This is a genomic window from Marinihelvus fidelis, from assembly GCF_008725655.1.
In the GTDB taxonomy this organism is placed as follows: domain Bacteria; phylum Pseudomonadota; class Gammaproteobacteria; order Xanthomonadales; family SZUA-36; genus Marinihelvus; species Marinihelvus fidelis.
This window is the reverse complement of sequence record NZ_VYXP01000007.1, coordinates 110466-131790: the sequence shown is the minus strand read 5'-3', so window position 1 is coordinate 131790 and position 21325 is coordinate 110466. Positions and strand designations below refer to the sequence as shown.

Below are 21325 nucleotides of genomic sequence, written 5' to 3'. Positions count from 1 at the left end.
TTGACGTTCACAGTAACCAGTGAATCACCTTCTCGCTCATGGCTAATTGGAATGACCAGGCGATCGTGAGTGGAGATAGCGCTTCCGGCTCCATGAAGAACGTTGCTGGACCACCTGCATTTCCTTCTCCTCGGTCAGGTCAATAAGGAAGGTCAGCAAGTGTCGAAAATGATCCAACATTGCCTGGCGAGCCGCTGAGGAATCACGATCCTCAAGGGCCTTCAAAATGGCCTTATACACGGCTACACGACCAACATAGCCAGCGCCTGAAGTCTCCTTTGACTGGGTTTCCGGTGAGTCAGCCAGTTCGGTACGAATTTTCCAAAGCGTTTTCACCACGAACAAAACAGCAGCGTTTCCCGAGGCCTTAGCGATCGCAATGTGAAAATCTTTGTCGGCGTCAGCTACAGCCGTCATGTCATCGGTCTGATTGTCCGCCAATACGCCTCCCAGCTTCACCAGTTCGGTGAGTTCCGTATCTTCGATATTGCGGGCGGCCAACGCCGCAGCCTCGGACTCGAACATAGACTGCGCCTCTGTCAGTTCGAACAGGCTCATTTCCGGAAACACCAGGCTGCCACGTTCTGCCGGATCTGTGACATAGACACCCGAACCCGTTTTAATGATGACTTGACCAAGCGCCTGTAGGGCAATCTCTGCTTCCCGAATGGTCACTCGACTGACTTGAAACTGTTGTGCCAATTCACGCTCGCCAGGCAGCCGCGTCCCTGGAGGATAAGTCCCGTCGGCAATGCCTCGTTTTATACGTTCCGCAACAGTGTGATACAGCCGTTTGCTGCTCATTCCAAACTCCTGGCCAACCTGAATGCCGCCATCATCAACCTATTCCAGCCCATCTTCTGGCCGGAATTCGTCTGGCCATTTTATCAAACCAGTTAAGCGGGAAAGGTCAGAACCACTGTAATGAAGCAGAACATCACCAATTGGCCTGCATAGACAGTTAATTTCTATGGCTACGAGAAGTACATGCCACCGTTGATATCAACACAAGCGCCGGTAATAAATTCGCTTGATTGTGAAGCAAGAAACCAGGTTGCTTCAGCAATATCCGACACATCACCTTCGCGACGCAATGGTGTCGCAGCAGCAACGTTTTTACGCACTTCATTCCTGGTAAAGGTGTCATGGAAAGTGGTATCAATCATGCCTGGACACAGTGCATTGACGCGGATTCCCTGTGGCCCGAGTTCCTTGGCCATGCTACGGGTAAACGCCATTACCGCGCCTTTTGACGCCGCATAGGCTGCCGCACCGGGGCCACCGCCATCACGACCTGCCTGGGATGCGAAATTGACGACAGCTGAACCGGAAGGCATATGCGGCACGACCGCTCGCGTGACGAGGAAGGTACTGGTCATGTTCAACTTCATGACCTCCTCGAAAAACCCCTCGCTCATCTCTAACAGTGTGCGGCGGCTAACCAGCCCGCCAACGACGTTGATCAGGTAATGAATTTCATCACCATAGGTCTCGCAGGCTGTACTGACCAACGTTTGCACATCCTGGTATGAGGTCATGTCACCTTTCACAATAGTGGCCTCACCACCGACCGCCTGAATGCCGTTGAGCGTTTCCTTTGCCCGCTCTGCGCTACCGTGAAAATTAATTACAACCCTGACACCTTCGGCAGCCATTTTCTCCGCAATGGCTCTACCAATGTCACGAGACCCGCCTGTGACGATTGCGACTCTTTTGCTGGGCTTTGAATTCATGGCTTTGTCACTTTGTCAGAGGTCCGGAAGCGCTTCTCGCTGGGGCACCTGGTCGCCAGCGACGGCTGACTCATCCACCGGTTGTGGCGTGGCGGGTGATGGTTGGACGGGAGACGGCTGGACGGGTACGGGCACGCCGCAGGGGATGGATCTCAACAGGCTGGCATCGACGTCCGGTGGCGGGCTGAACGCGTCTGGGCGGTCGCGCTCCATGTCTAGCCAGTAGCGCGGTTGCGCTTCGCGCTGCAGTCGCGTCTCTGCTTCGTAGCCCAACTCCCGCAACTGGTCGCGGCGGCGTCGCGCATTGGATTCCTGCAGGAAATAGCCCAGCGAGACACGGTAGTCGCCGGTGTCGTCGGTCACCACGGCGATGTCATGCAGCCCGGCGCGGGTCAGTTCCTGCATGCCGGTAACGGCGTCCGCCATGCTCGGGTACGCCGGTAGCGTGACCCAGTAGCCCAGCTCGACCAGGGCCTCGCTTTCGCGGTCCGCGATGGCGTCGGCGAGGTCGAGCAGCCGCAGGCGTGTATTTTCACGCGACTGGCGGGTTTCGAAGGGGCCCACCGACCAGCACCGGCGCGCCGGGTCGACGGTCGTGGCGGGAGCAGGCATTTCCGCCATCAGCTGGATTCGGGGTGTTTCGGCCGGCCAGCGACGGGGCTCGACCGGGGCTTGCGGCATGACTTGCGACACCGGCTGGGCCGGCGTGACGCGTGCGGCCGCGTAACCCAGCAAGGCCAGGTTCGCCGCCAAGAGGGCGATGACAATCAATCTCGACATGGTTGCTTGGTATCCCCAACGTCCGCTGTTTCGGGATGGGTGCCGCGATGCCGGCGGCACCCGGTGATTATAGCGGCCTGCCGTCGACGGTGTGAACGCGAACCTCGCCGGCCATGCATTCAACCGGGCCATCCGGCCCGTCGACCAGCAGCCCGCCGCCGGCGCCCAGGCCCAGCGCCCGCCCGTCCAGTTCCGCTCCGTCGCGCTCGATGACCACGGTGCGACCGCGCAGGACATCCATCCGCACCCAGTCCTGCGCAAACCCCGCGAAACCCGCCGCCGAGAACGCCTCCGCGGCCCTGACCAGATGCGCCAGCAGCGCACCGGCGGCGCGGCTGCGCGACAGGTCCGGCAGCTGGTCGCGCAGGTCGGCCCATTGCCGCTCGATGTTTCGCGCGCCCGGGTCTCCGGTCATGCCAACGTTCAGTCCCACACCGATCACAGCGTCCATGCCGCCGGCCGAGGACGTGGTCTCGACCAGGCAGCCGCCCACCTTGCAGCCGTCCAGCCACAGGTCGTTGGGCCACTTGATACCGATATCGGTCGCGCCCAGCGACTTCAGCGCGCGCGCGGCGGCCACGGCGACCACCAGCGGCAACATGACGAGGTCGGACCGTGCCGGCGCGAACCGCCAGCCCAGGCTCAGGTAGACATTGCGCCCGCGCGGGGAATGCCAGTCGCGACCCCGCCGGCCGCGACCGCCGGACTGGTGCTCGGCCAGCAGCGCGACGGCCTGCCGTTCGGCCGGCGCGCGGCGCAGCAGTTCGGCATTGGTAGAGTCGATGTCCTCGACCCGTTCCAGGGCCACGCGCCGGCCGGCGCTGCCGGCGGCTTCAAGCACGTCCGATAACACCAGCGTATCGCCGGCGTCCGCGTACTCAGTCATCCTTCGGCGCGCGCCGGAACCCATTCACCAGGCGCACACGCTCGAAACGATGCTCGGTGCCGGCGGCCAGGTTGCGGAAATTGCTGCGGTGAGTGAAGGCCACGAACAGCCCCAACGCGGCGGCGAATATCAGCACGGCCGTACTTTTGCCCAGCCACAACGCGGCCGGGAAAAGACTCAACATGGCCAGCACGGTCGCCAGCCCGACATAGCCACTCAGGATCAACGTCAGCACCCAGGTGATCGCCAGGGGAACCAGCAACCAGGGTTGCGCCGCGGCCAGAACACCCACGGCCGTGGCCGCGCCCTTGCCGCCACGGAAACCGTGGAACACCGGGTAGCAATGGCCGAACACGGCGGCGAACCCACAGGCCAGCACCTGCCACTCCGGCGCGTCACCCAGCAGGTGCGGCGCCCAGCCTGCAGCCAGCACACCCTTGCCGACGTCGATGATGATCACGCCCAGCGCGAAGCGAAAACCCAGCGTGCGCAGGGCGTTGGTACCCCCGGCATTGCCACTGCCGTGGGTGCGGATGTCGATGTTCTTGATCTTGCCCAGCAGCAGGCTGCCGGACACGGAGCCCAACAGGTAGCCCACCAGGATTTCGACCATGGCCTCGGTCACGTCTCGTGCTCCAGTTCTCGGTGTTCCGGCATAAAGCCGATGATAAGCCCGCCACGCCCCAGGTGGACGCCCACGGCGGGGCCGGCCTCCGCCAGGTGGCAGGAATGAATCCGGGGGTGCCCTTCCAGCAACAGGCGGCGCAGTTCACGCGCGCCCTCCCGGTTGTCGGCATGCGACACCATGACGCGATAAACACGATCCTGCTTCATCGCGGCCAGCGCCCGGCGCGCCAGTGACGCCGGCTTCACGCGGCGCCCGGTGGCCACGCCGACCACGGTCAGCTTGCCGTCGTGGTCGGCAATAATCGGCGTCAGCCGCAGCCACGTGGCCATCTTGCCCAGCCACGCCGGCACGCGGCCGCCGCGCACCATCGACTTGACCTCGTTGGGCATGGCCATCGTGCGGGCCCGGTGGGCCACCCGTTCCAGCATCGCGAGAATGGCATCGACGTCCTTGCCGGCGGCCGCCGCTTCCGCGGCCAGCAGGGCCAGCAGGCCCTGGCCGCAGGCGGCGTTCATGGTATCGAAGATGGTCACCTGGCCGGGGTCCATGGCCTCGGCGGCCGTGCTCGCGGCGCGGGTCGTGCCACTGAGTTTTCCGGACAGGCCCACGTGGACCACGCGATAGCCGTGCACGGTCAGCAGTTCGAACACGCGACGAAAGTCCTTGGCCGGTGGCTGCGAGGTCTTCGGCCGTTCCGTGGCGGTTTCCAGCATGCGGTAGAAATCGACGGGCTTCAGCGACACGCCGTCGAGGTATTCGCGGTCACCGAAGCTTAGACGCACCGGCACCACGTGCAGGCCCAGCCGCTCGACCTCGGCGACCGGAAGGTCGGCACCGGAGTCCGTGACCACCGCAACGCCACCGGCCAGGTTCATCAACCCGTGCTGCCACTGCATGTCATCGGCTTTTTGCTGGCGGATCTCGCCGAAGGCCTCGCAGGCCAGGAACACGTCCGCCGGCTGGTTGACATGGATATGCACCCGGACCCGCTGGTCGCCGCCGGCGACCACCAGAGAACTGTGGTCCAGCGCCTGCAGCGCGGTCATGATCGCGGCCCGGTCCAGGCCCTGGCCCTCGATGACGCACTCGGTGCAGAACTGGTGATCGCCCACGTCCAGGCCGTGGTCCATGGCCGGGTCGGCGGACTCGGCGGCGCTGGCCCAGGCGTCGTCCAGGGGGTCGATGGTGCCGTCGGCAACAAAGGCCTGCATGCCTTCGAGCAGGTCGACGAAACCCTGACCGCCGGCGTCAACCACGCCCGCCTGGCGCAGTACCGGTAACTGGTTCGGGGTATCGGCGAGTGCCGCCTGGGCGGCCGTCACACCGGCATCGAAGACCCGCACGATATCCGCTTGCGCTAGGTCCGCCGCTTCAACCATGCCATCGGAAAAGGCCTCCAGCACGCTGGGCAGCGTGCCCGGCACGGGCTCGGCCATCGCGCTCCAGGCCTGCTCGGCACCGCGCGCGCAGGCCGCCGCCAGCGTCGCCGGGTCCAGCCCGGTACGCTCACCGGCCACCTCGGTACAACCCTGGAACCATTGCGCCATGATCGCGCCGGAGTTGCCGCGTGCACCGTCAACCGCGGCATGGCGGACACGGTCCAGTACCTCGGGCAGGCTCTGTTTTCCGGGGGTATCCAGGGCGTCGAGGATGGCCTTGAAGGTAAACGCCATGTTGGTGCCGGTATCCGAATCCGGTACCGGGAACACGTTGATCCGGTTGATGTAGTCGCGGCGACTGAACAGGTGGCGGACGCCGGCCGACAGCACCCGTGCCAGGGTCGGACCGTCAAGGTCCCGGGATACCTGTCCGCGTTTCATGCGCGCAGACTAACCGAGGTTCCCGGCGGTGGAAAGTTCGGGCCGTCGCGTCGGGATCGTCAAATCGGCCATGCGTTGGCGTGAAAACCCACCGGGGGCCATCGCAGTTGACCATCCGGATGCGCCAAAACCGCCGGAAAACACTGGCCCTGAGACTTTCGGCACATTTGGCACGCAACCTGCATCGATATACTCACCACGTAAGCCGACTGGAGACCAATGCAATGGCGACGGATGATTTCTTACAGAGCGTCAGGGACAACCTGAATGGGCGACCGGGACAGCCCCTGCTGTTTGGGGTCTGCAAGACCCTGGCCGGGCGCATGGGCCAGGAGCCCTGGGTGTTGCGCGCGATCGCCATCGTGCTGCTGGTCTTCCTGACCCTGCCCACCGTCATCGCCTACATCGTCCTTGCCCTGGTGCTGGACGAGACCTCGGAGCGCACGCAGGGCGCGTTCAAGGGCCTGTTCATTACCCTGCGCGAGGCCGCCGACCGACTGGCGGACACCGCGCGCAACCTGTTCGGCCAGGCGCACTGATCCACGCCGGCCGGCCGCATGGCGGCAAGTCTCTCTCTGGATCATTACAGCTCGACTCTCCTCTGCCCGGGTCCCGAAAGGGTCCCGGGATTTTTTTTGCGTCGGCGAAGGGGCGTCGTCAGCCAGGTGTGGACGCAAGGAACCCTGACAGGCGCGCGGCGTCAAATGGCCATCCCAGCTCTTCGCCACCGGCTTCGCGGGCGAGGACCGGAATGCGGGTGCCATAGCGGTCCAGCAGGTCGATCGAGTCCTCGATATCGACAGTTTGAAGGGCAAGGCCGGGGGCCACGGCAGCCACCAGGTCGGCGGCCTCATCGCACAGGTGACAGTCAGGACGGGTATAGAGCAGGTATCGCATGCGGGCATCATGCCGCAGCGGGAGTCGGCGCGCACCCCCCGCAGGCGGTAGAATTCGCGCATCCGCCAATGGAGAAACGGCATGGCCGTCAGTGTCTTCGAGTTGTTCAAAATCGGCATCGGGCCCTCCAGCTCGCACACGGTGGGGCCAATGCGCGCCGCGGCCACGTTCGTGCGCCGGCTGTCCTCGGCCGGCAAACTGGCTGATACCACGCGCATCCGGACCCGCCTTTACGGTTCACTGGCGCACACCGGCCGTGGCCACGGCACCGACAAGGCCATCATCCTGGGCCTGCTGGGCGAGGCACCGGACACCATCGACCCCGATGCCATCGAGGGCTTGCTGGCCAACACCGCCGAATCGGGCCGCATCCACCTGACCACCGACCATGACATCGCCTTCGTGGAGAAGCGCGACCTGGAGTTCCGCAAGCGCGAGATGCTGCCACACCATTCCAATGGCATGCGCTTCACCGCCTACGACATCAACGACGACGTGTTGCTGGAACGGGACTTCTATTCCGTCGGCGGCGGTTTTGTCGTCAACCATGACGAGGCCGCGGAAGACCGCATCGTCGCTGACGACACGCCGCTGGCCCACCCGTTCAGCACCGCCGCGGAGCTCGTAGCGCAGTGCAGCGAACAAGGGCTGAGCATCGGCCAGCTGATGCTGGCCAATGAGCAGGCCTGGCGCTCACCCGAAGCCATTCGCGCCGGCCTGCTCGAGATTCACGCCGCCATGCATGCCTGCATCGACCGCGGCTGCCGCAGCCCCGGTGAACTGCCCGGGCCGCTGGGCGTCAAGCGCCGCGCACCGCGGCTGTTCCAGGCGCTGTCCGACCGCGAAGGGCCGGGCAACGATGACGCCCTGACCTCGCTGGATTGGGTCAACCTGTTCGCGCTGGCCGTGAACGAGGAGAACGCCGCCGGCGGCCGCGTGGTGACCGCGCCGACGAATGGCGCCGCGGGCATCATCCCCGCGGTCATGGGCTACTACGAAAAATTCATTCCCGGCGCCAGCGAGGGCGGGGTGATCGAGTTCCTGCTCACTGCCGGCGCCATCGGTATCCTCTACAAGCTCAACGCGTCGATCTCCGGCGCCGAGGTCGGCTGCCAGGGCGAAGTGGGCGTGGCCTGCTCAATGGCGGCCGGCGGCCTGACCGCGGCCATGGGCGGCTCGGTCTCGCAGGTGGAGAACGCCGCCGAGATCGGCATGGAACACAACCTGGGCCTGACCTGCGACCCGGTGGGCGGGCTGGTGCAGATTCCCTGCATCGAGCGCAACGCCATGGCCTCGGTGAAGGCCATCAACGCCCAACGCCTGGCCATGCGCGGCGACGGCGTCGGCAAGGTGTCGCTGGACAAGGTCATCCGCACCATGCGCGAGACCGGCCGCGACATGCGCAACAAGTACAAGGAAACGTCGCGGGGCGGCCTGGCCGTCAACGTGATCGAGTGCTGAGTTGATTCACGGGGCGCGCATCGGCACGTGGGCCGCGCTGCTGTTCGCCGGCGCGGCACTGGCCGGCGACATGTACAAGTGGCAGGACGAGGATGGCCTGTGGCACTTCAGTGACAAGCCGCCATCCGACAACGGCCAGGCCTTCGACACCTTCGTCACCCAGGGCGAGCCGCGCCAGATGATCACCGCCCGGCGGGCCGGCCACCGGCACGAGCCGGAGCACTACTTCTTCAACCGCTATGGTGGTGACGCCGAGGTCGAGCTGAGCCTGGCCGAGGCCAGCAACATCATCGCCGACCCGCCGTTGCCGGCCAGCTTCGTACTGCCCGGGCAGGCTGAGCAACCGTTGGTCAGGCTGCGGGCCGCGGACCCAGCCCAGGGCTTCAGCTACCGGCTGTCCTATCGGGCCATGCCCGGACCGCCGAAGACCGACCTGCCCGACGACCTGGATTACTACCCGCCATTCGCGCGCGGCGAGGCCTACCCCATCTCCCAGGGCCTGGATGACGACGCCACCCACAAGGACGGTGCCAGCCAGTACGCCGTCGACATCGCCATGCCGTTGGGCACGCCCATCCTGGCCGCCCGAGCCGGCGTGATCATGGATGTCGAAGAGAACTACCACGGCGAGGGCCGCCAGGAAGCGAAGTACCTCACCCGCGCCAACCACGTCCGCATCCTGCACGACGATGGCAGCATGGCCGTCTATGCCCACCTGCAGGCGAACAGCGTCAGGGTGGCGCCGGGCATGCGGGTGCCCACCGGGTTCTGGATCGCCAACTCCGGCAACAGCGGATATTCATCCGGACCGCACCTTCATTTCGTCGTGCAACTGAATGTCGGCATGGCGCTGGAATCGCTGCCGTTCCGCTTTCGCCTGCCCACCGGCGGCCTGATGGACCCGGACCGGCCACAGCTGCTGGAAGGCGTCCTCGCGGGGCCTCCCAACCCTGCCGCTTCACCGGCTTCGCACTAGGCGCCCGACAGCATGCTGGTCAACATCCAGTTCCTGCGCTTTGCGGCCGCGATGCTGGTCGTGCTGTTTCACGAGGCCGCGCACGTGCGTGCCACGGGGCACGAGTTGGGCTGGCTGTTCGGCTTTGGTGAACGGGCCGGCTTCGCCGGCGTCGACCTGTTCTTCGTGATTTCGGGTTTCATCATGGCCTGGACCACGAAGAACGAGGCGGGGCCCGCGGATGCCTGGCGCTTCGCCCGCCGCCGCGTGGCCCGGATCTACTCCGGTTACTGGCCCTTCTGCCTGCTGGCCCTGCTGGTCTTCGCGGTGACCGACCCTGCACGGCTGACGCGCGTGGACCTGCCGGGCTCACTGGTCCTGTGGCCCATTTCCATGCCGAAAATGCTGATCCCGGTGGCCTGGACGCTGGTTTTCGAGATGATTTTCTACACCGCGTTTACGCTGGCCATCGCGGTGGGCGGCCGGCGGCGACCGGCGTTGATCATCATGGCGTTTGCCCTGGTGCTGGGCCTGGCCCTGTACAACCAGTTCGTCGCCCAGGCCTGGTCGCCGGAAAACATCGTGCGAATGTCGCTGGCCACCGCGTATGGTTTCAGCCCCTACCTGGTCGAGTTCCTGGCCGGCGCGGTGCTCGCCCACGTGCTGCGACGGCCTGGTGGATCGGCACTGTTCGGCTGGGGGCTACTGGCAGTGGGTGTCGCCGCTTACAGCGCCGGCGGCTGGATCAACGCCGAAGTGTTTGACGGCCGCATCGGCCAGGGCTATTTCGTGTTCTGGCGTGTCGCCGTGTTCGGCACCGCCGGGATCCTGATCGTTGCCGGCCTGGTCCGCCTCGACCAGGCCGGCATTTCGGCACCGGCCCGCTTCAGCCTGGCCACCGGCGGCGCCTCCTACGCCATTTACCTCAGCCACACCCTGGTCCTGGAGGCCACACGCGGCGCCGGCCTGAACACCTGGCTCGGTGGCCGGCCCGCCTGGCTCGCCCAGCTCGCCTTCATCGCCCTGGCCATCATCATCCTGTGGGCATGTGTGCGCTACTACCAGCGCCTGGAACGCCCACTACACAAGTTGTTCCGGGGCGCGTTGCGGGTCTGATTCAGGCTTCAGGGCTGGCTTCCAGGAAGCCGTTCACGTCCAGCCAGTAAATGAAGGCATCAAACCAGCGGTTGCTGGTGCGATCCGGGTTGCCGAGGCCAAACCCGTGTCCACCGTTCTGGTACAGGTGGAATTCAACCGGCACACCGGCGTTGAACCACGACTCGACCACACCGAACTGGCCCCCGAAGAGAAAATCATCGCTGGCGATGACGTTGAACATCGGCGGTGCGTTTTCAGGCACTTCCACCGCTCCCATGCCACCGTAGATCGGCCCGATAAACGCCAGGTCCATCGTTTCGGAATGAAGCGTACTGTGCATCGTCAACCCGGCACCTGCTGAAAAGCCGATCATGCCCAGCCTGCTGGTGTCGACACCCCACTCCGAAGCCCGCTCCAGGATCATGGCGTAAGCCGCCTCGGCATCCTCAAGCTGGTTGGAAAGATCCCAGCGCGGCCGGCGCGGCGGCTCCATATCCTGCGAATCGTCGGACGACTCGTCCACCTCCGCGAACATCCGGTTCATCGACTCCCGGAAGCCGTCCAGTGATTCCGGCGTGGGCTGGAGCCGGTACTTGAGCACGAAGGCGGCAATGCCGCGGTCCGCTAGCGCCTCGGCCACCTCCCAACCCTCGTTGCCCAGCGACAGCCACCGGAAGCCGCCACCTGGCGCGACGATGACTGCGGCGCCATTCGCCTTTTCCGGCTCCGGCAGGAACGGCGTGAGGGTCGCGGTGGTGATATTCCGCGCCATCGGATCGCCCCACTGGCGGAACCAGGTCTCACTCGCGGGCTGGTCCTCAACGCCACCGGTGCCCAGCGGAATGGCGTTGGGCTCTGCCGGAGCGTCCAGGGGATAGATCGTGCCGTCCTGGGCCAGGCCCGGGACAGCGGTGAAGAGCGCGGCGGCGGCAAGAACGTGCAACGCGGCCTGGCGAGCGATTTTGTACATTCTCATGTTTCGGCTCCAGTTTTTTGGCTTGATTATTTTTCCTAACTTAACACTATTGACCGAAAGGCCGTCCGACCGCGTTCAGAGCGGACGGGGCGACATCTGCAGCGCACCAAGACCCGGCCCGCGCATCTGCTAAAATGCGCCGTTTTTCCGACGGTTTTCCGCCCCATGTCACAGGTCCAGAAACAACTCGAGCGCCGTCGTACCTTTGCGATCATTTCGCATCCCGACGCTGGCAAGACGACCATTACCGAAAAGCTGTTGCTGTTCGGTGGTGCCATCAAGCAGGCGGGCGCGGTCAAGTCGCGCAAGACCGAGCGGCATGCGACATCTGACTGGATGAAGATGGAGCAGGAGCGCGGCATCTCCGTGACCAGCTCGGTCATGCAGTTCCATTACCGCGACCGCGTCGTTAACCTGCTCGATACCCCGGGCCATGCCGACTTCTCCGAAGACACCTACCGCACGCTGACCGCGGTGGATTCGGCGTTGATGGTCATCGACTGCGCCAAGGGCGTGGAGGAGCGCACCATCAAGCTGATGGACGTCTGCCGAATGCGCCAGACGCCCATCTTCACGTTCATCAACAAGCTCGACCGCGAAGGCCGCGAGCCCATCGAGCTGCTGGACGAAGTGGAAGAGGTGCTGGGCATCGAGTGTGCGCCTGTGACCTGGCCTATCGGTATGGGTAAGCGCCTGCGCGGCGTCTATCACCTGCTCGACGACGCCGTGCACCTGTATGAGCCCGGCAAGAATTACGTGACCCAGGACGCCGAGATCATCGAGGGGCTGGACAATCCGCTGCTGGATGAGCGCCTGGGCGGCGACGTCGCGGAATTCCGCGACGAGATCGAACTGGTACGCGGCGCCAGCCACGAGTTCGATGCCGAAGCCTACCTGGCCGGCAAGCAGACGCCGGTGTTTTTCGGCTCCGCGATCAACAATTTCGGTGTCACGCCGCTGCTGGACGCCTTCGTCAAGCACGCACCGGCACCGCGCGCCCACGCGACCACCACCCGCGAGGTCGCCTGCGACGAGAGCAAGCTCACCGGTTTCGTGTTCAAGATCCAGGCGAACATGGACCCGGCCCACCGCGACCGCGTGGCCTTCATGCGGGTCTGTTCGGGGCGTTTTGAGCAGGGCATGAAGATGCACCACGTGCGCTTAGGAAAAGACATCCGCATCGCCAACGCGCTGACCTTCCTGGCGCAGGACCGCGACAGCGTGGAAGAGGCGTGGCCGGGTGACATCATCGGCCTGCACAACCACGGCACCATCGCCATCGGCGACAGCTTTACCGAGGGCGAGTCGCTGCAGTTCACCGGCATCCCCAATTTCGCCCCGGAACTGTTCCGCGTGGCGCGCCTGCGCGACCCGCTGAAGCTGAAGGCGCTGCAGAAGGGCCTGCAGCAGCTGTCCGAGGAAGGCGCGACGCAGTTCTTCCGGCCGATGCTGGGCAACGACCTGGTGCTGGGCGCGGTGGGCATGCTGCAGTTCGACGTGGTGGCCTACCGCCTGAAACATGAGTACAACGTCGACGCAACTTTCGAGGCCGTGAACGTTCAAACGGCCCGTTGGGTTCGCTGCAAGGACGAAAAGATGCTGCGTGATTTCACCAACCAGCTCAGCAATAACCTGGCGCTGGACGCCGCCGAGCAGCTGGTCTACCTGGCACCGACCCGGGTCAACCTGCAACTGACCACCGAGCGCTGGCCGGACATCACGTTCTCGCCGACGCGGGAAACGGTGCAGTTCGCCTGAGCGCAAGCTGCCCGGGGCACGGCACAGCGCTCATTTTACCGGCACGTGATGTATATTAGATGATATACATTTTATGCGCTAATGTATATCAATAATTTTACATACAAACCTTTAATGTATATTATTTGATACACAACGTGCTTTTGACCCCGAGGTGGCCACCAATGAGTGTCAGGGATACCGCCAGGAAACAGACCGTGCGCCTGCTTGATGAAGCCGCGCGACAAGTCGGAAACGTGCGAACCCCGCCCGAGGGCTGGCTGGCCACGCTTCGCAAGGCGTTGCGCATGCCCGTCAACACCCTGGCCGGGCGACTGGGGGTGAGTCGCGGCGCCGTCTACCAGGCGGAGCGCAACGAGCGCGAAGGCGCCATCACGATCAACCAGTTGCGCAAACTCGCCGACGCGATGGGCGGACGGCTGGTCTATGCCATTGTTCCGGAAACCAGTATCGCGGACATGGTCGAACACCAGGCGCGTCGCAAAGCCAGCGGGCGCGTTCGCCGGACCAACGCCCACATGGCCCTGGAGCAGCAATCCTTGCCGGATGAGCAGGCCCGGCAGCGCATAGAAGATCTCGCCGAAGAACTCGCTCGGGACATGCCGGCGGATTTCTGGAATGATCAGTGACGTTTCCGGAGCCTGAGGGCGCCACGCCACTGGATCCGGATGAAAAGGAGGGGCTCAGGTTCGCCCACATCACGACACGCGCTGAACTGGACGAACTTGAACAGGCCAATATCGAACAGGGGCTGGGCTGGATCACCCGCCGTCGTGGCGGCAGCATTTTTGACGAGGCCTTTATCCGCACGCTGCACCGGCGCCTGTTTGGTGATGTCTGGGCATGGGCGGGCCAATACCGACTGACGGAGAAGAACATCGGCGTCGAACCCACCCAGATCCCAGTCCAACTCAGGTTACTGCTCGATGATGCGAAGTTCTGGTCAGTGAACGGTGTTTACGAGCCGTTGGAAGCCGCCGCGCGATTCCATCACCGCATGGTGCTGATTCACCCCTTTGCGAATGGCAATGGTCGTCACGCGCGCATTGCCGCCGACATTTTGCTTGAAGACGCCTATCGGCATCCCGCCATCGAATGGGCGAGTGGGTTCGATCTCCAGGCCGACAACGTACGCCGAAAAAACTATATTGCAGCCCTGCGAGCCGCCGATGGCGGGGACTACGCCCCGTTGCTGACATTCGTCCATGCAAACGAGAATGCAAAGGAGCCCTGACCGATGCTGAAGGTGGCCTTTCCAACCGCTGATCGCCGACGTTCCATCTGGCTGATCGCGCTGCCCATCATGGGCGGCATGATGAGCCAGAACATTCTCAACCTGGTTGACATCGGCATGGTCGGCCGCCTCGGTGACGCCGCGCTGGCCGCGACTGGTATCGGCAGTTTTACCAACTACCTGGCCATCTCGTTCATCATCGGCCTGTCGGCCGGCGTACAGGCGCTGGCCTCGCGACGGCTGGGAGAAGGACGCGACGAGGAAACCGCGGTGCCGCTGAATGGCGGCCTGGCGCTGGCGCTGTTGATGGGCGTCCCCGCCTGCGCGCTGCTCTACGCACTGGCCCCCGCTGCCTTTACCTGGCTGACCGACGACCCGGAGGTGCAGGCGCTCGGAACGCCATACCTGCAGGTACGGCTGCTGGCGATGGTCGCCATCGGCATGAATTTCTCGTTCCGCGGTTACTGGAGCGCCATTCACATGACCGGCGTCTACCTGCAGACGTTGTTGATCATGCACAGCATCAACATCTTCCTGAACTGGGTGCTGATTTTCGGCAATCTGGGCGCACCCGAACTGGGTGTCTACGGCGCCGGCCTGGCGACCACCATTTCACTGTACATCGGTACCGCGTTGTACTTTTTCTTCGCCTGGCGCCGTGCCCGGGACAAGGGTTTCCTGCATCGTCGCCCCACCCGCACCATGCTCTGGCAACAGCTGAAGCTGTCGCTGCCGGCCAGCATCCAGCAACTTTTCTTCTCCGCGGGCCTGGTGACGCTGGTGTGGATCGTCGGTCGCATCGGCACCGCCGAGGTTGCGGCGGTGAACATCCTGATGACCTTCCATATCACCGCGCTGCTGCCCGCGATGGGCGTCGCGCTCGCCTGCACGACGCTGGTAGGCAACGCGCTGGGCAGAAAAGACGAGGACGACGCCCTGCAGTGGGGCTGGAACTGTGCGCTGCTGACCTTCATCTACGGCCTGGTGCTGACGCTGCTGCTGATACCGCTGGCACGACCGCTGCTGGGCGTGTTCATCCACAACCCTGACACGCTGGAACTGGCCTACCTGCCGATGGTGCTGTGGGCACTGATGATCGGCTTCGACACCGCCGGCATGGTGCTGATGAACGCGCTGATCGGCGCCGGCGACACCCGCCGGGCCATGTGGATCAGCGTGTTCTGGCAATGGGCGCTGTTCCTGCCCGCGGCCTTCATCATCGGCCCCACCCTGGGCTATGGCCTGCTGGGTGTGTGGATCGTCAACACGTTCTACCGGGTTGGCCAGGCCATCCACTGCGTTCATCAATGGCGCTCGCGCAGCTGGTCCGGTATCGAGATCTGACCGCGTCACGCGTCACCGATGATACGAAGTAGTTCCTTCCTGCGTTATACCGTTATAGAGGCCGCTTCCCGCGGCCAAAGGGGCCACAACGACAAGGAGGTCCATTGTGAAGACTGAAGCCCGGAAAACCATTCTATTCATCGTGTTCACCTTGTTGGTGCTCACCTTGCTGGCGGTCGATGCGCGCGCTGATTTCGGTAGCAATCTCTCCTCGATGGCGTTCGCGGGCCTGGTTGACTGAAGGGTTTCATACCGGTTTACCGGCGGATACGGATATCCGTCTTGACGGGTGGCGGTAGCCGCATTTGCGGCGCCGCCTTCAACCCGATACATTCCCAAGCCGATAACAACAACTCCGGGAGCGGAGCATGATCGGCAGCATCGCATTCGGAATCTTCGGCCTGCTCGTCCTCCTTGGGCTGGCCTGGCTCGCGTCCATGAACCGTTCCGCGGTGAACTGGAAACTGGTCGTCACCGGCGTGGGCCTGCAACTGCTCTTCGCCATCCTGGTGATCCTGGTACCCGGCGGCCGCGAATTCTTCAACCTGCTCTCCGGACTGTTCGTCAAGGTCATCGGCTTTGCCATGACCGGCGCCTCGTTCATCTTTGGTGACCTGACCAATGTCGAGTCCTTCGGGTTCATCTTTGCCTTCCAGGTGCTGCCGACGATCATCTTTTTCGCCGCGCTGATGGGTGTGCTGTATCACCTGGGCATCATGCAGAAGGTCGTGCAGGGTATGGCCTGGGTGATGCAGAAACTGCTGAATGTGAGCGGTTCAGAGTCGCTGTCCGTCGCCGCCAACGTGTTCGTCGGCCAGACTGAGGCGCCGCTGGTGGTGCGGCCCTACATCGCCCGCATGACCGAGTCCGAGCTGCTGACGATGATGATCGGTGGCATGGCGACCATCGCCGGCGCCGTGCTGGCCGCGTATATCGCCATGCTGGGCGGCCCCGACCCCGAGATGCAGCTGTTCTACGCCCGCCACCTGCTGGCGGCCAGCGTCATGGCCGCGCCCGCGACCATTGTCATCGCCAAGATCCTGCGACCGGAAACCGATGAGTCGCTGACAAAAGGCACCGTCAAGCTGCATGTCGAGAAGACCGCCGGCAACGTCATTGAGGCGGCCGCCAATGGCGCTTCAGACGGCATGCGTCTGGCGCTGAATGTCGGCGCCATGCTGCTGGCGTTCATTGCCCTGATCGCGTTGCTGGACTGGCCGCTGGGCTGGCTGGGCCAGGTCACCGGCCTTGAAGAACTGCTGGGCCAGCCGCTGGGGCTGTCACTGATCCTGGGCTACCTGCTGTCACCGCTGGCCTGGGTGATCGGTGTGCCCTGGCAGGACGCCGTGGCCGTGGGCGGGCTGATTGGCGAGAAGGTCATCACCAACGAGTTCGTCGCCTACCTGTCCCTGAACGAGCTGAAAGACACCCTGTCGCCACAGGCGGTGCTGATCTCCACCTATGCGCTGTGTGGTTTCGCCAATTTCTCTTCGATCGCGATCCAGATCGGCGGCATCGGCGGGCTCGCACCCGAGCGCCGCGGCGATATCGCCCGGCTGGGCCTGCGCGCCGTGTTCGGCGGCACCCTGGCGACAATGATGACGGCCACCATCGCCGGCGTGCTGACGCAGCTGGCCGGCTGACGGCGACCCCGCATGTCCGGCCGCTCACAGTTCCGGCTGTTCACCGAGCGCCGCTTCGGGCCGTTCTTCGTGACCCAGGCGCTGGGCGCGCTGAATGACAACATCTTCAAGAACGCGCTGGCCGCACTGCTGGTTTTCGAAGCCAGCCAGATGGGCGGCCTGAATACCGATCAGCTGGTCAACCTGAGCGCGCTGCTGTTTATCCTGCCGTTCTTCCTGTTCTCGGCCCTGTTCGGCCAGTTCGCCGACAAGTTCGAAAAGTCAGCGCAGATTCGCCGCATCAAGCTGTTCGAAGTGGGCCTGATGGGCCTGGCGGCACTGGGGCTGTGGCTGGGCAACCTGCCGCTGCTGTTGCTGGTGCTGTTCGGGCTGGGTTTCCAGTCGACCATTTTCGGGCCCATCAAGTACGGCATCCTGCCGCAGGTGCTGGCGCCCAGGGAGCTGGTCGGCGGCAATGCGCTGGTGGAAATGGGTACCTTCGTCGCCATCCTGGGCGGCACCATCGCCGGGCCACTGCTCGCCGGCGTCGATACGGCCTGGCCCATGTGGGTCGCGGTGGCAGCGCTGGCCGTGGCGGTCTGCGGCTGGCTCGCCAGCCTGTATGTCCCCCGCGCGGCGGCCGTCGACCCGGGCCTGAAGATCAACTGGAACATCTTCAGCGAGAGCATCCGCAACCTGAAATTCATTGGCGCCGACCGCACCGTGCTGCACGGCGTGCTGGGCATCTCCTGGTTCTGGTTCTTCGGCGCCACCATCCTGGTGCAGGTGCCCAGCTACACGATCAATGTGCTGGGTGGCGACGAACGGCTGATGTCCATGCTGCTGGGTGTGTTTATCGTCGGCATCAGCGTCGGCTCACTGGCCTGCGAGAAACTGTCCAACCACCGGGTCGAGATTGGCCTGGTGCCGCTGGGCACTATCGGCCTGACCCTGTTCGGCATCGACCTGTATTTCGCCAGCCCGTTGAGTCCGGCCGTGGGCCTGGAACCGGCGACGTTTTTTGCCCAGGCCGGCAGCTGGCGTATCGTTTTTGACCTGCTGATGATCGGCGGTTTTGGCGGCTTCTACATCGTGCCGCTGTACGCCCTGGTGCAGGCCCGCTCGGCGGCGTCGCACCGCTCCCGCGTCATCGCCGGCAACAACATTCTCAACGCGCTGTTCATGGTCGTGGCCGCGGTGTTTGCCATCATCATGCTGGGCGCCGCCGGCTTTACGATTCCGCAGCTGTTCCTGGCCACGGCCATCCTCAACGCCGTGGTCGCGCTGTACATCTTCACCATCGTGCCGGAATTCCTGCTGCGGTTCGTGGCCTGGCTGCTCATCCACACCATCTACCGGGTGAAAGTGACGGGCCTGGAGAACATCCCGGAAAAAGGCGCGGTGATCCTGGCCTGCAACCATGTCAGCTACGTAGACCCGGTCATTATCATGGGCATGTCGCCGCGGCCGACGCGATTCGTCATGTGGTACAAGCTCTACGACATCCCGGTGATGCGCTGGCTGTTCCGCGCCGGCAAGGCGATCCCGATTGCATCGGCCAGCGAGGATGCCGACATCCTGGCGGCGGCCTATGAAAAGATCGATGCGGAGCTGGCCGCCGGCGCGCCGGTGGGCATTTTCCCCGAGGGCGGCATCACCCGCGATGGCGAGATCCAGCCCTTCAAGGGCGGCGTGGCGAAAATCGTCGAGCAGAACCCGGTGCCCGTGGTACCGATGGCGCTGTGCCACCTGTGGGGGTCGCTGTTCAGCCGCCGCGACTCGTTCTGGAAGCGCCGGCCATACAAGTTGTTCGGGCGGATCGAACTGAGGGTTGGCGAACCGATCCCGGCGGCGGAACTCACCACAGAGCGCCTTGAAGCCGCGATTCGCGCGTTGCGCGGCGACGACCGCTAGCGGGCTTCGGCCACCTCGCTGCCGTCCTCGCGGATCAGCCTTCGCGCCGCCGGGGCATCATCGTCATTGACCACGAACAGCTGCGGCGCGACTTCCAGGAACGGCAGGTCGCCCAGCGCGCCACCGGCAAACTCGTTCTTCATGAACACATCAATATCATGGGCCTCAAGCAGGCTGCGGATGCGGCCGGCCTCGAGAATATCCAGTGTTTCGAAAACCTTGATCATGCCGCCGGCCTCAGTCGCTGGCGAACAGCCGTTCGGGGTCGGCAAAGGCCTTGAACTCCAGCGCGTTGCCGGCCGGATCAAAGACAAAGAACGTACCCTGCTCACCCACCTGGCCCTGGAAACGGATGCGCGGCGGGATTTCGAAGCGCGTACCGGCCGCTTCCAGCCGGTCGGCCAGCGCCTGCCACTCCGTCATCGACAACACCAGGCCAAAATGCGGCACCGGCACCTGGTCACCATCGACCGGGTTGCGCAACGGCCCGCCGGCTGCGGCCTCGTCCAGGTGGCAGACCAGCTGGTGGCCACGAAAATCGAAGTCGACCCAGTGGCCGGAAGAACGGCCTTCCGGGCACCCCAGCAGCTCGCCGTAGAAGCGTCGCGCGGCGGCCAGGTCATTGACCGGGATGGCCAGGTGAAACGGACTCAGTGTCGTCATGGTCGAAGCATAGCGCAGACATTGCGCACGGTATAATTCCATCCATCCCGGAGGTGCCCACGATGAATGACCGCGTTGACAAGACGGACGAAGAATGGCGACAGGCCCTGGACCCCGAACAGTACCGCGTCACCCGCCAGGCCGGTACCGAGCGCCCGTTCACGGGCGAGTACTGTGACCACTTCGAGGACGGCACCTATCACTGCGTCTGCTGCCGGCACGCGCTGTTCGGCGCTGACAGCAAGTTCCACTCCGGCTGTGGCTGGCCCAGCTTTCACGGCGAACTCGAAGCCGCCGGCATCGTCCAGAAACGCGACCTGAGCCACGGCATGATCCGCACCGAACTGGTCTGCCCGCGCTGCGACGCGCACTTGGGGCACGTGTTCCCGGACGGGCCGCCGCCCACGGGCCTGCGCTACTGCATCAACTCGGCCTCGCTCGACTTCGTGCCGGCGGATACCGACTCGGCCTGATGACAGGCACCTTCCCGAGGGCCATGGTCCTGGGCCTGTGTGCGCTGCTGGCGTCGGCCTGTGCCGGCCCCGGGTACTACGCCCAGGCCGTCGGTGGCCACCTTTCGCTGATGAATGACCGCCAGGACGTCGACGGCTACCTGGCGCAGGCTGGGCCGGGGGACCCGCTGGCCGAACGCATCCTGGTCGCCCGCGACGTGCTGTCCTACGCGGAGCGGCAACTCGCACTGCCCGCGGACGACGCCTATTCACAGGTGGTCGTCACTGGCCACGATGCCGTGGTCTGGAATGTCGTCGCCGCACCACCGCTGTCGCTGGTGCCGCGCGAATGGTGCTTCATCGTTGCCGGCTGTGTGCCCTACCGCGGCTATTACGATCCCGACGATGCCGAAGCCTTCGCCGCGCGCCTGCGGCAACGCGGTGATGACGTCATCGTGTCGCCGGCGTCCGCCTACTCCACGCTAGGCTGGTTCGACGACCCGCTGCTGGACACCTGGCTGGACGCGCCGGACCCCTACCTGGCGGGCACACTGGTTCATGAGCTTGCACATCGCCGGCTCTATGTCGCGGGCGATACGGCGTTCAGCGAGTCCTATGCCAGCTTTGTCGAATCGGCAGGTGTCAGCCGCTGGCTGCAGGACACGGGCCGGGGCGAGCAGGTTGCCGCGTGGCAGCGGCGCAAGGCCATGAGCGCGCAGTGGCGCCAGCTGGTGGACCGGTATCGTGGGCAACTGGCGAACCTGTACGCTACGACCCGCCCGGAGGGCGAACGGCTGGCGGCCAAGGCCGAACTGTTCGGGGCGTTGCGCCGGGACTACGACCGCCTGCGCAATGATGAGTGGCAGGGCAGCGACCCCTGGCGCTGGTTCTTCGACGCCGGCGCCAACAATGCCGGCATGGCCCTGGTGAGCCAGTACCAGGGCGGGCACTGCGCGTTTGAACAGCTGTTCGAGAACAGCGACGGCGACTTTGAACGGTTCCACCAGGCCGCCGCATCAATCGCCGGGCGCGATGCCGACACCCGGGCGCGCTGGCTGGAAACACCGTGTCCATGACCTCGCGCCGTTGCGCCGGTGTCCGGTT

The 21325-nt window shown here is 64.4% G+C and carries 23 protein-coding genes; 13 read left to right on the top strand and 10 right to left on the bottom strand.

The window, feature by feature from the left end:
• Positions 1–42: 42 nt before the first annotated feature.
• The 6 genes from F3N42_RS12470 to F3N42_RS12445 form a co-directional block, all read right to left on the bottom strand.
• Positions 43–804 (bottom strand): FadR/GntR family transcriptional regulator, encoded by a 762-nt coding sequence (locus F3N42_RS12470; RefSeq protein ID WP_150864805.1) that lies wholly within the window; start codon positions 802–804, stop codon positions 43–45.
• 170 nt (positions 805–974) lie between these two features.
• A complete protein-coding gene (locus F3N42_RS12465) occupies positions 975–1733 on the bottom strand; it encodes an SDR family NAD(P)-dependent oxidoreductase (RefSeq protein WP_150864804.1) in 759 nt (252 codons plus the stop codon).
• Positions 1734–1748: 15 nt separating this feature from the next.
• Positions 1749–2513, bottom strand: a complete 765-nt coding sequence (locus F3N42_RS12460; protein ID WP_191621398.1) for an SPOR domain-containing protein — start codon at positions 2511–2513, stop codon at positions 1749–1751.
• A 67-nt stretch (positions 2514–2580) separates the two neighbouring features.
• A complete protein-coding gene (locus F3N42_RS12455) occupies positions 2581–3399 on the bottom strand; it encodes a biotin--[acetyl-CoA-carboxylase] ligase (RefSeq protein WP_191621397.1) in 819 nt (272 codons plus the stop codon).
• Positions 3392–4024, bottom strand: coding sequence for a glycerol-3-phosphate 1-O-acyltransferase PlsY (plsY, locus tag F3N42_RS12450; protein WP_150864801.1), 633 nt, complete (start codon positions 4022–4024; stop codon positions 3392–3394). The genes F3N42_RS12455 and plsY overlap by 8 nt, the downstream gene beginning before the upstream one ends.
• Positions 4021–5847 (bottom strand): DegV family protein, encoded by a 1827-nt coding sequence (locus F3N42_RS12445; RefSeq protein WP_150864800.1) that lies wholly within the window; start codon positions 5845–5847, stop codon positions 4021–4023. Before F3N42_RS12445 ends, plsY begins: the two co-directional genes overlap by 4 nt.
• 224 nt (positions 5848–6071) lie before the next feature.
• Here F3N42_RS12445 and F3N42_RS12440 point away from each other — a divergent pair, with 224 nt between their 5' ends.
• On the top strand, positions 6072–6386 hold the full coding sequence (locus F3N42_RS12440) for a PspC domain-containing protein (RefSeq protein ID WP_191621396.1): 315 nt from the start codon (positions 6072–6074) through the stop codon (positions 6384–6386).
• Between the two features lie 118 nt (positions 6387–6504).
• Here F3N42_RS12440 and F3N42_RS12435 read toward each other — a convergent pair whose 3' ends face one another.
• Positions 6505–6744, bottom strand: a complete 240-nt coding sequence (locus F3N42_RS12435; protein ID WP_150864798.1) for a glutaredoxin family protein — start codon at positions 6742–6744, stop codon at positions 6505–6507.
• A gap of 81 nt (positions 6745–6825) precedes the next feature.
• Between F3N42_RS12435 and F3N42_RS12430 the strand changes: the two genes are divergently transcribed.
• The 3 genes from F3N42_RS12430 to F3N42_RS12420 are packed head-to-tail and all read left to right on the top strand — an operon-like array spanning position 6826 to position 10276.
• Positions 6826–8205: an L-serine ammonia-lyase gene (locus F3N42_RS12430; RefSeq protein ID WP_150864797.1), complete on the top strand. Its 1380-nt coding sequence runs from the start codon at positions 6826–6828 to the stop codon at positions 8203–8205.
• A gap of 1 nt (position 8206) precedes the next feature.
• A complete protein-coding gene (locus F3N42_RS12425) occupies positions 8207–9181 on the top strand; it encodes a M23 family metallopeptidase (RefSeq protein ID WP_150864796.1) in 975 nt (324 codons plus the stop codon).
• Positions 9182–9193: 12 nt separating this feature from the next.
• The gene (locus F3N42_RS12420; RefSeq protein ID WP_150864795.1) at positions 9194–10276 is read left to right on the top strand and encodes an acyltransferase family protein; all 1083 of its coding nucleotides are present in this window, start codon (positions 9194–9196) and stop codon (positions 10274–10276) included.
• A gap of 1 nt (position 10277) precedes the next feature.
• On the opposite strand, the gene F3N42_RS12415 is transcribed toward F3N42_RS12420, so the two are convergent.
• Positions 10278–11234, bottom strand: coding sequence for an alpha/beta hydrolase (locus tag F3N42_RS12415; protein ID WP_224784909.1), 957 nt, complete (start codon positions 11232–11234; stop codon positions 10278–10280).
• Between the two features lie 165 nt (positions 11235–11399).
• Here F3N42_RS12415 and F3N42_RS12410 point away from each other — a divergent pair, with 165 nt between their 5' ends.
• From F3N42_RS12410 to F3N42_RS12385, 7 genes are all read left to right on the top strand, one after another.
• The gene (locus F3N42_RS12410; protein WP_150864794.1) at positions 11400–12992 is read left to right on the top strand and encodes a peptide chain release factor 3; all 1593 of its coding nucleotides are present in this window, start codon (positions 11400–11402) and stop codon (positions 12990–12992) included.
• A gap of 164 nt (positions 12993–13156) precedes the next feature.
• Complete coding sequence (locus F3N42_RS12405) at positions 13157–13621, top strand: mobile mystery protein A (RefSeq protein ID WP_150864793.1); 465 nt, start codon at positions 13157–13159, stop codon at positions 13619–13621.
• Positions 13618–14226, top strand: coding sequence for a mobile mystery protein B (locus tag F3N42_RS12400; protein ID WP_150864792.1), 609 nt, complete (start codon positions 13618–13620; stop codon positions 14224–14226). Before F3N42_RS12405 ends, F3N42_RS12400 begins: the two co-directional genes overlap by 4 nt.
• 3 nt (positions 14227–14229) lie before the next feature.
• Positions 14230–15570 (top strand): MATE family efflux transporter, encoded by a 1341-nt coding sequence (locus F3N42_RS12395; RefSeq protein ID WP_150864791.1) that lies wholly within the window; start codon positions 14230–14232, stop codon positions 15568–15570.
• 106 nt (positions 15571–15676) lie between these two features.
• Positions 15677–15811, top strand: coding sequence for a hypothetical protein (locus tag F3N42_RS15845; RefSeq protein WP_263595897.1), 135 nt, complete (start codon positions 15677–15679; stop codon positions 15809–15811).
• Positions 15812–15938: 127 nt separating this feature from the next.
• Complete coding sequence (locus F3N42_RS12390) at positions 15939–17213, top strand: NupC/NupG family nucleoside CNT transporter (protein ID WP_150864790.1); 1275 nt, start codon at positions 15939–15941, stop codon at positions 17211–17213.
• Positions 17214–17225: 12 nt separating this feature from the next.
• The gene (locus F3N42_RS12385) at positions 17226–19106 is read left to right on the top strand and encodes an MFS transporter (protein WP_150864789.1); all 1881 of its coding nucleotides are present in this window, start codon (positions 17226–17228) and stop codon (positions 19104–19106) included.
• Here the strand turns inward: F3N42_RS12385 and F3N42_RS12380 are convergent.
• Together F3N42_RS12380 and F3N42_RS12375 are read right to left on the bottom strand one after the other, a co-directional pair.
• On the bottom strand, positions 19103–19333 hold the full coding sequence (locus tag F3N42_RS12380) for a putative signal transducing protein (protein WP_150864788.1): 231 nt from the start codon (positions 19331–19333) through the stop codon (positions 19103–19105). The two genes, F3N42_RS12385 and F3N42_RS12380, sit on opposite strands and share 4 nt — an antisense overlap.
• 10 nt (positions 19334–19343) lie before the next feature.
• Positions 19344–19769: a VOC family protein gene (locus tag F3N42_RS12375; protein WP_150864787.1), complete on the bottom strand. Its 426-nt coding sequence runs from the start codon at positions 19767–19769 to the stop codon at positions 19344–19346.
• A 62-nt stretch (positions 19770–19831) separates the two neighbouring features.
• On the opposite strand from F3N42_RS12375, the gene msrB reads away from it, so the two are divergent.
• A complete protein-coding gene (gene msrB / locus F3N42_RS12370; RefSeq protein WP_150864786.1) occupies positions 19832–20242 on the top strand; it encodes a peptide-methionine (R)-S-oxide reductase MsrB in 411 nt (136 codons plus the stop codon).
• The gene (locus F3N42_RS12365) at positions 20242–21297 is read left to right on the top strand and encodes an aminopeptidase (RefSeq protein ID WP_150864785.1); all 1056 of its coding nucleotides are present in this window, start codon (positions 20242–20244) and stop codon (positions 21295–21297) included. The genes msrB and F3N42_RS12365 overlap by 1 nt, the downstream gene beginning before the upstream one ends.
• The last annotated feature ends 28 nt before the right edge of the window (positions 21298–21325 follow it).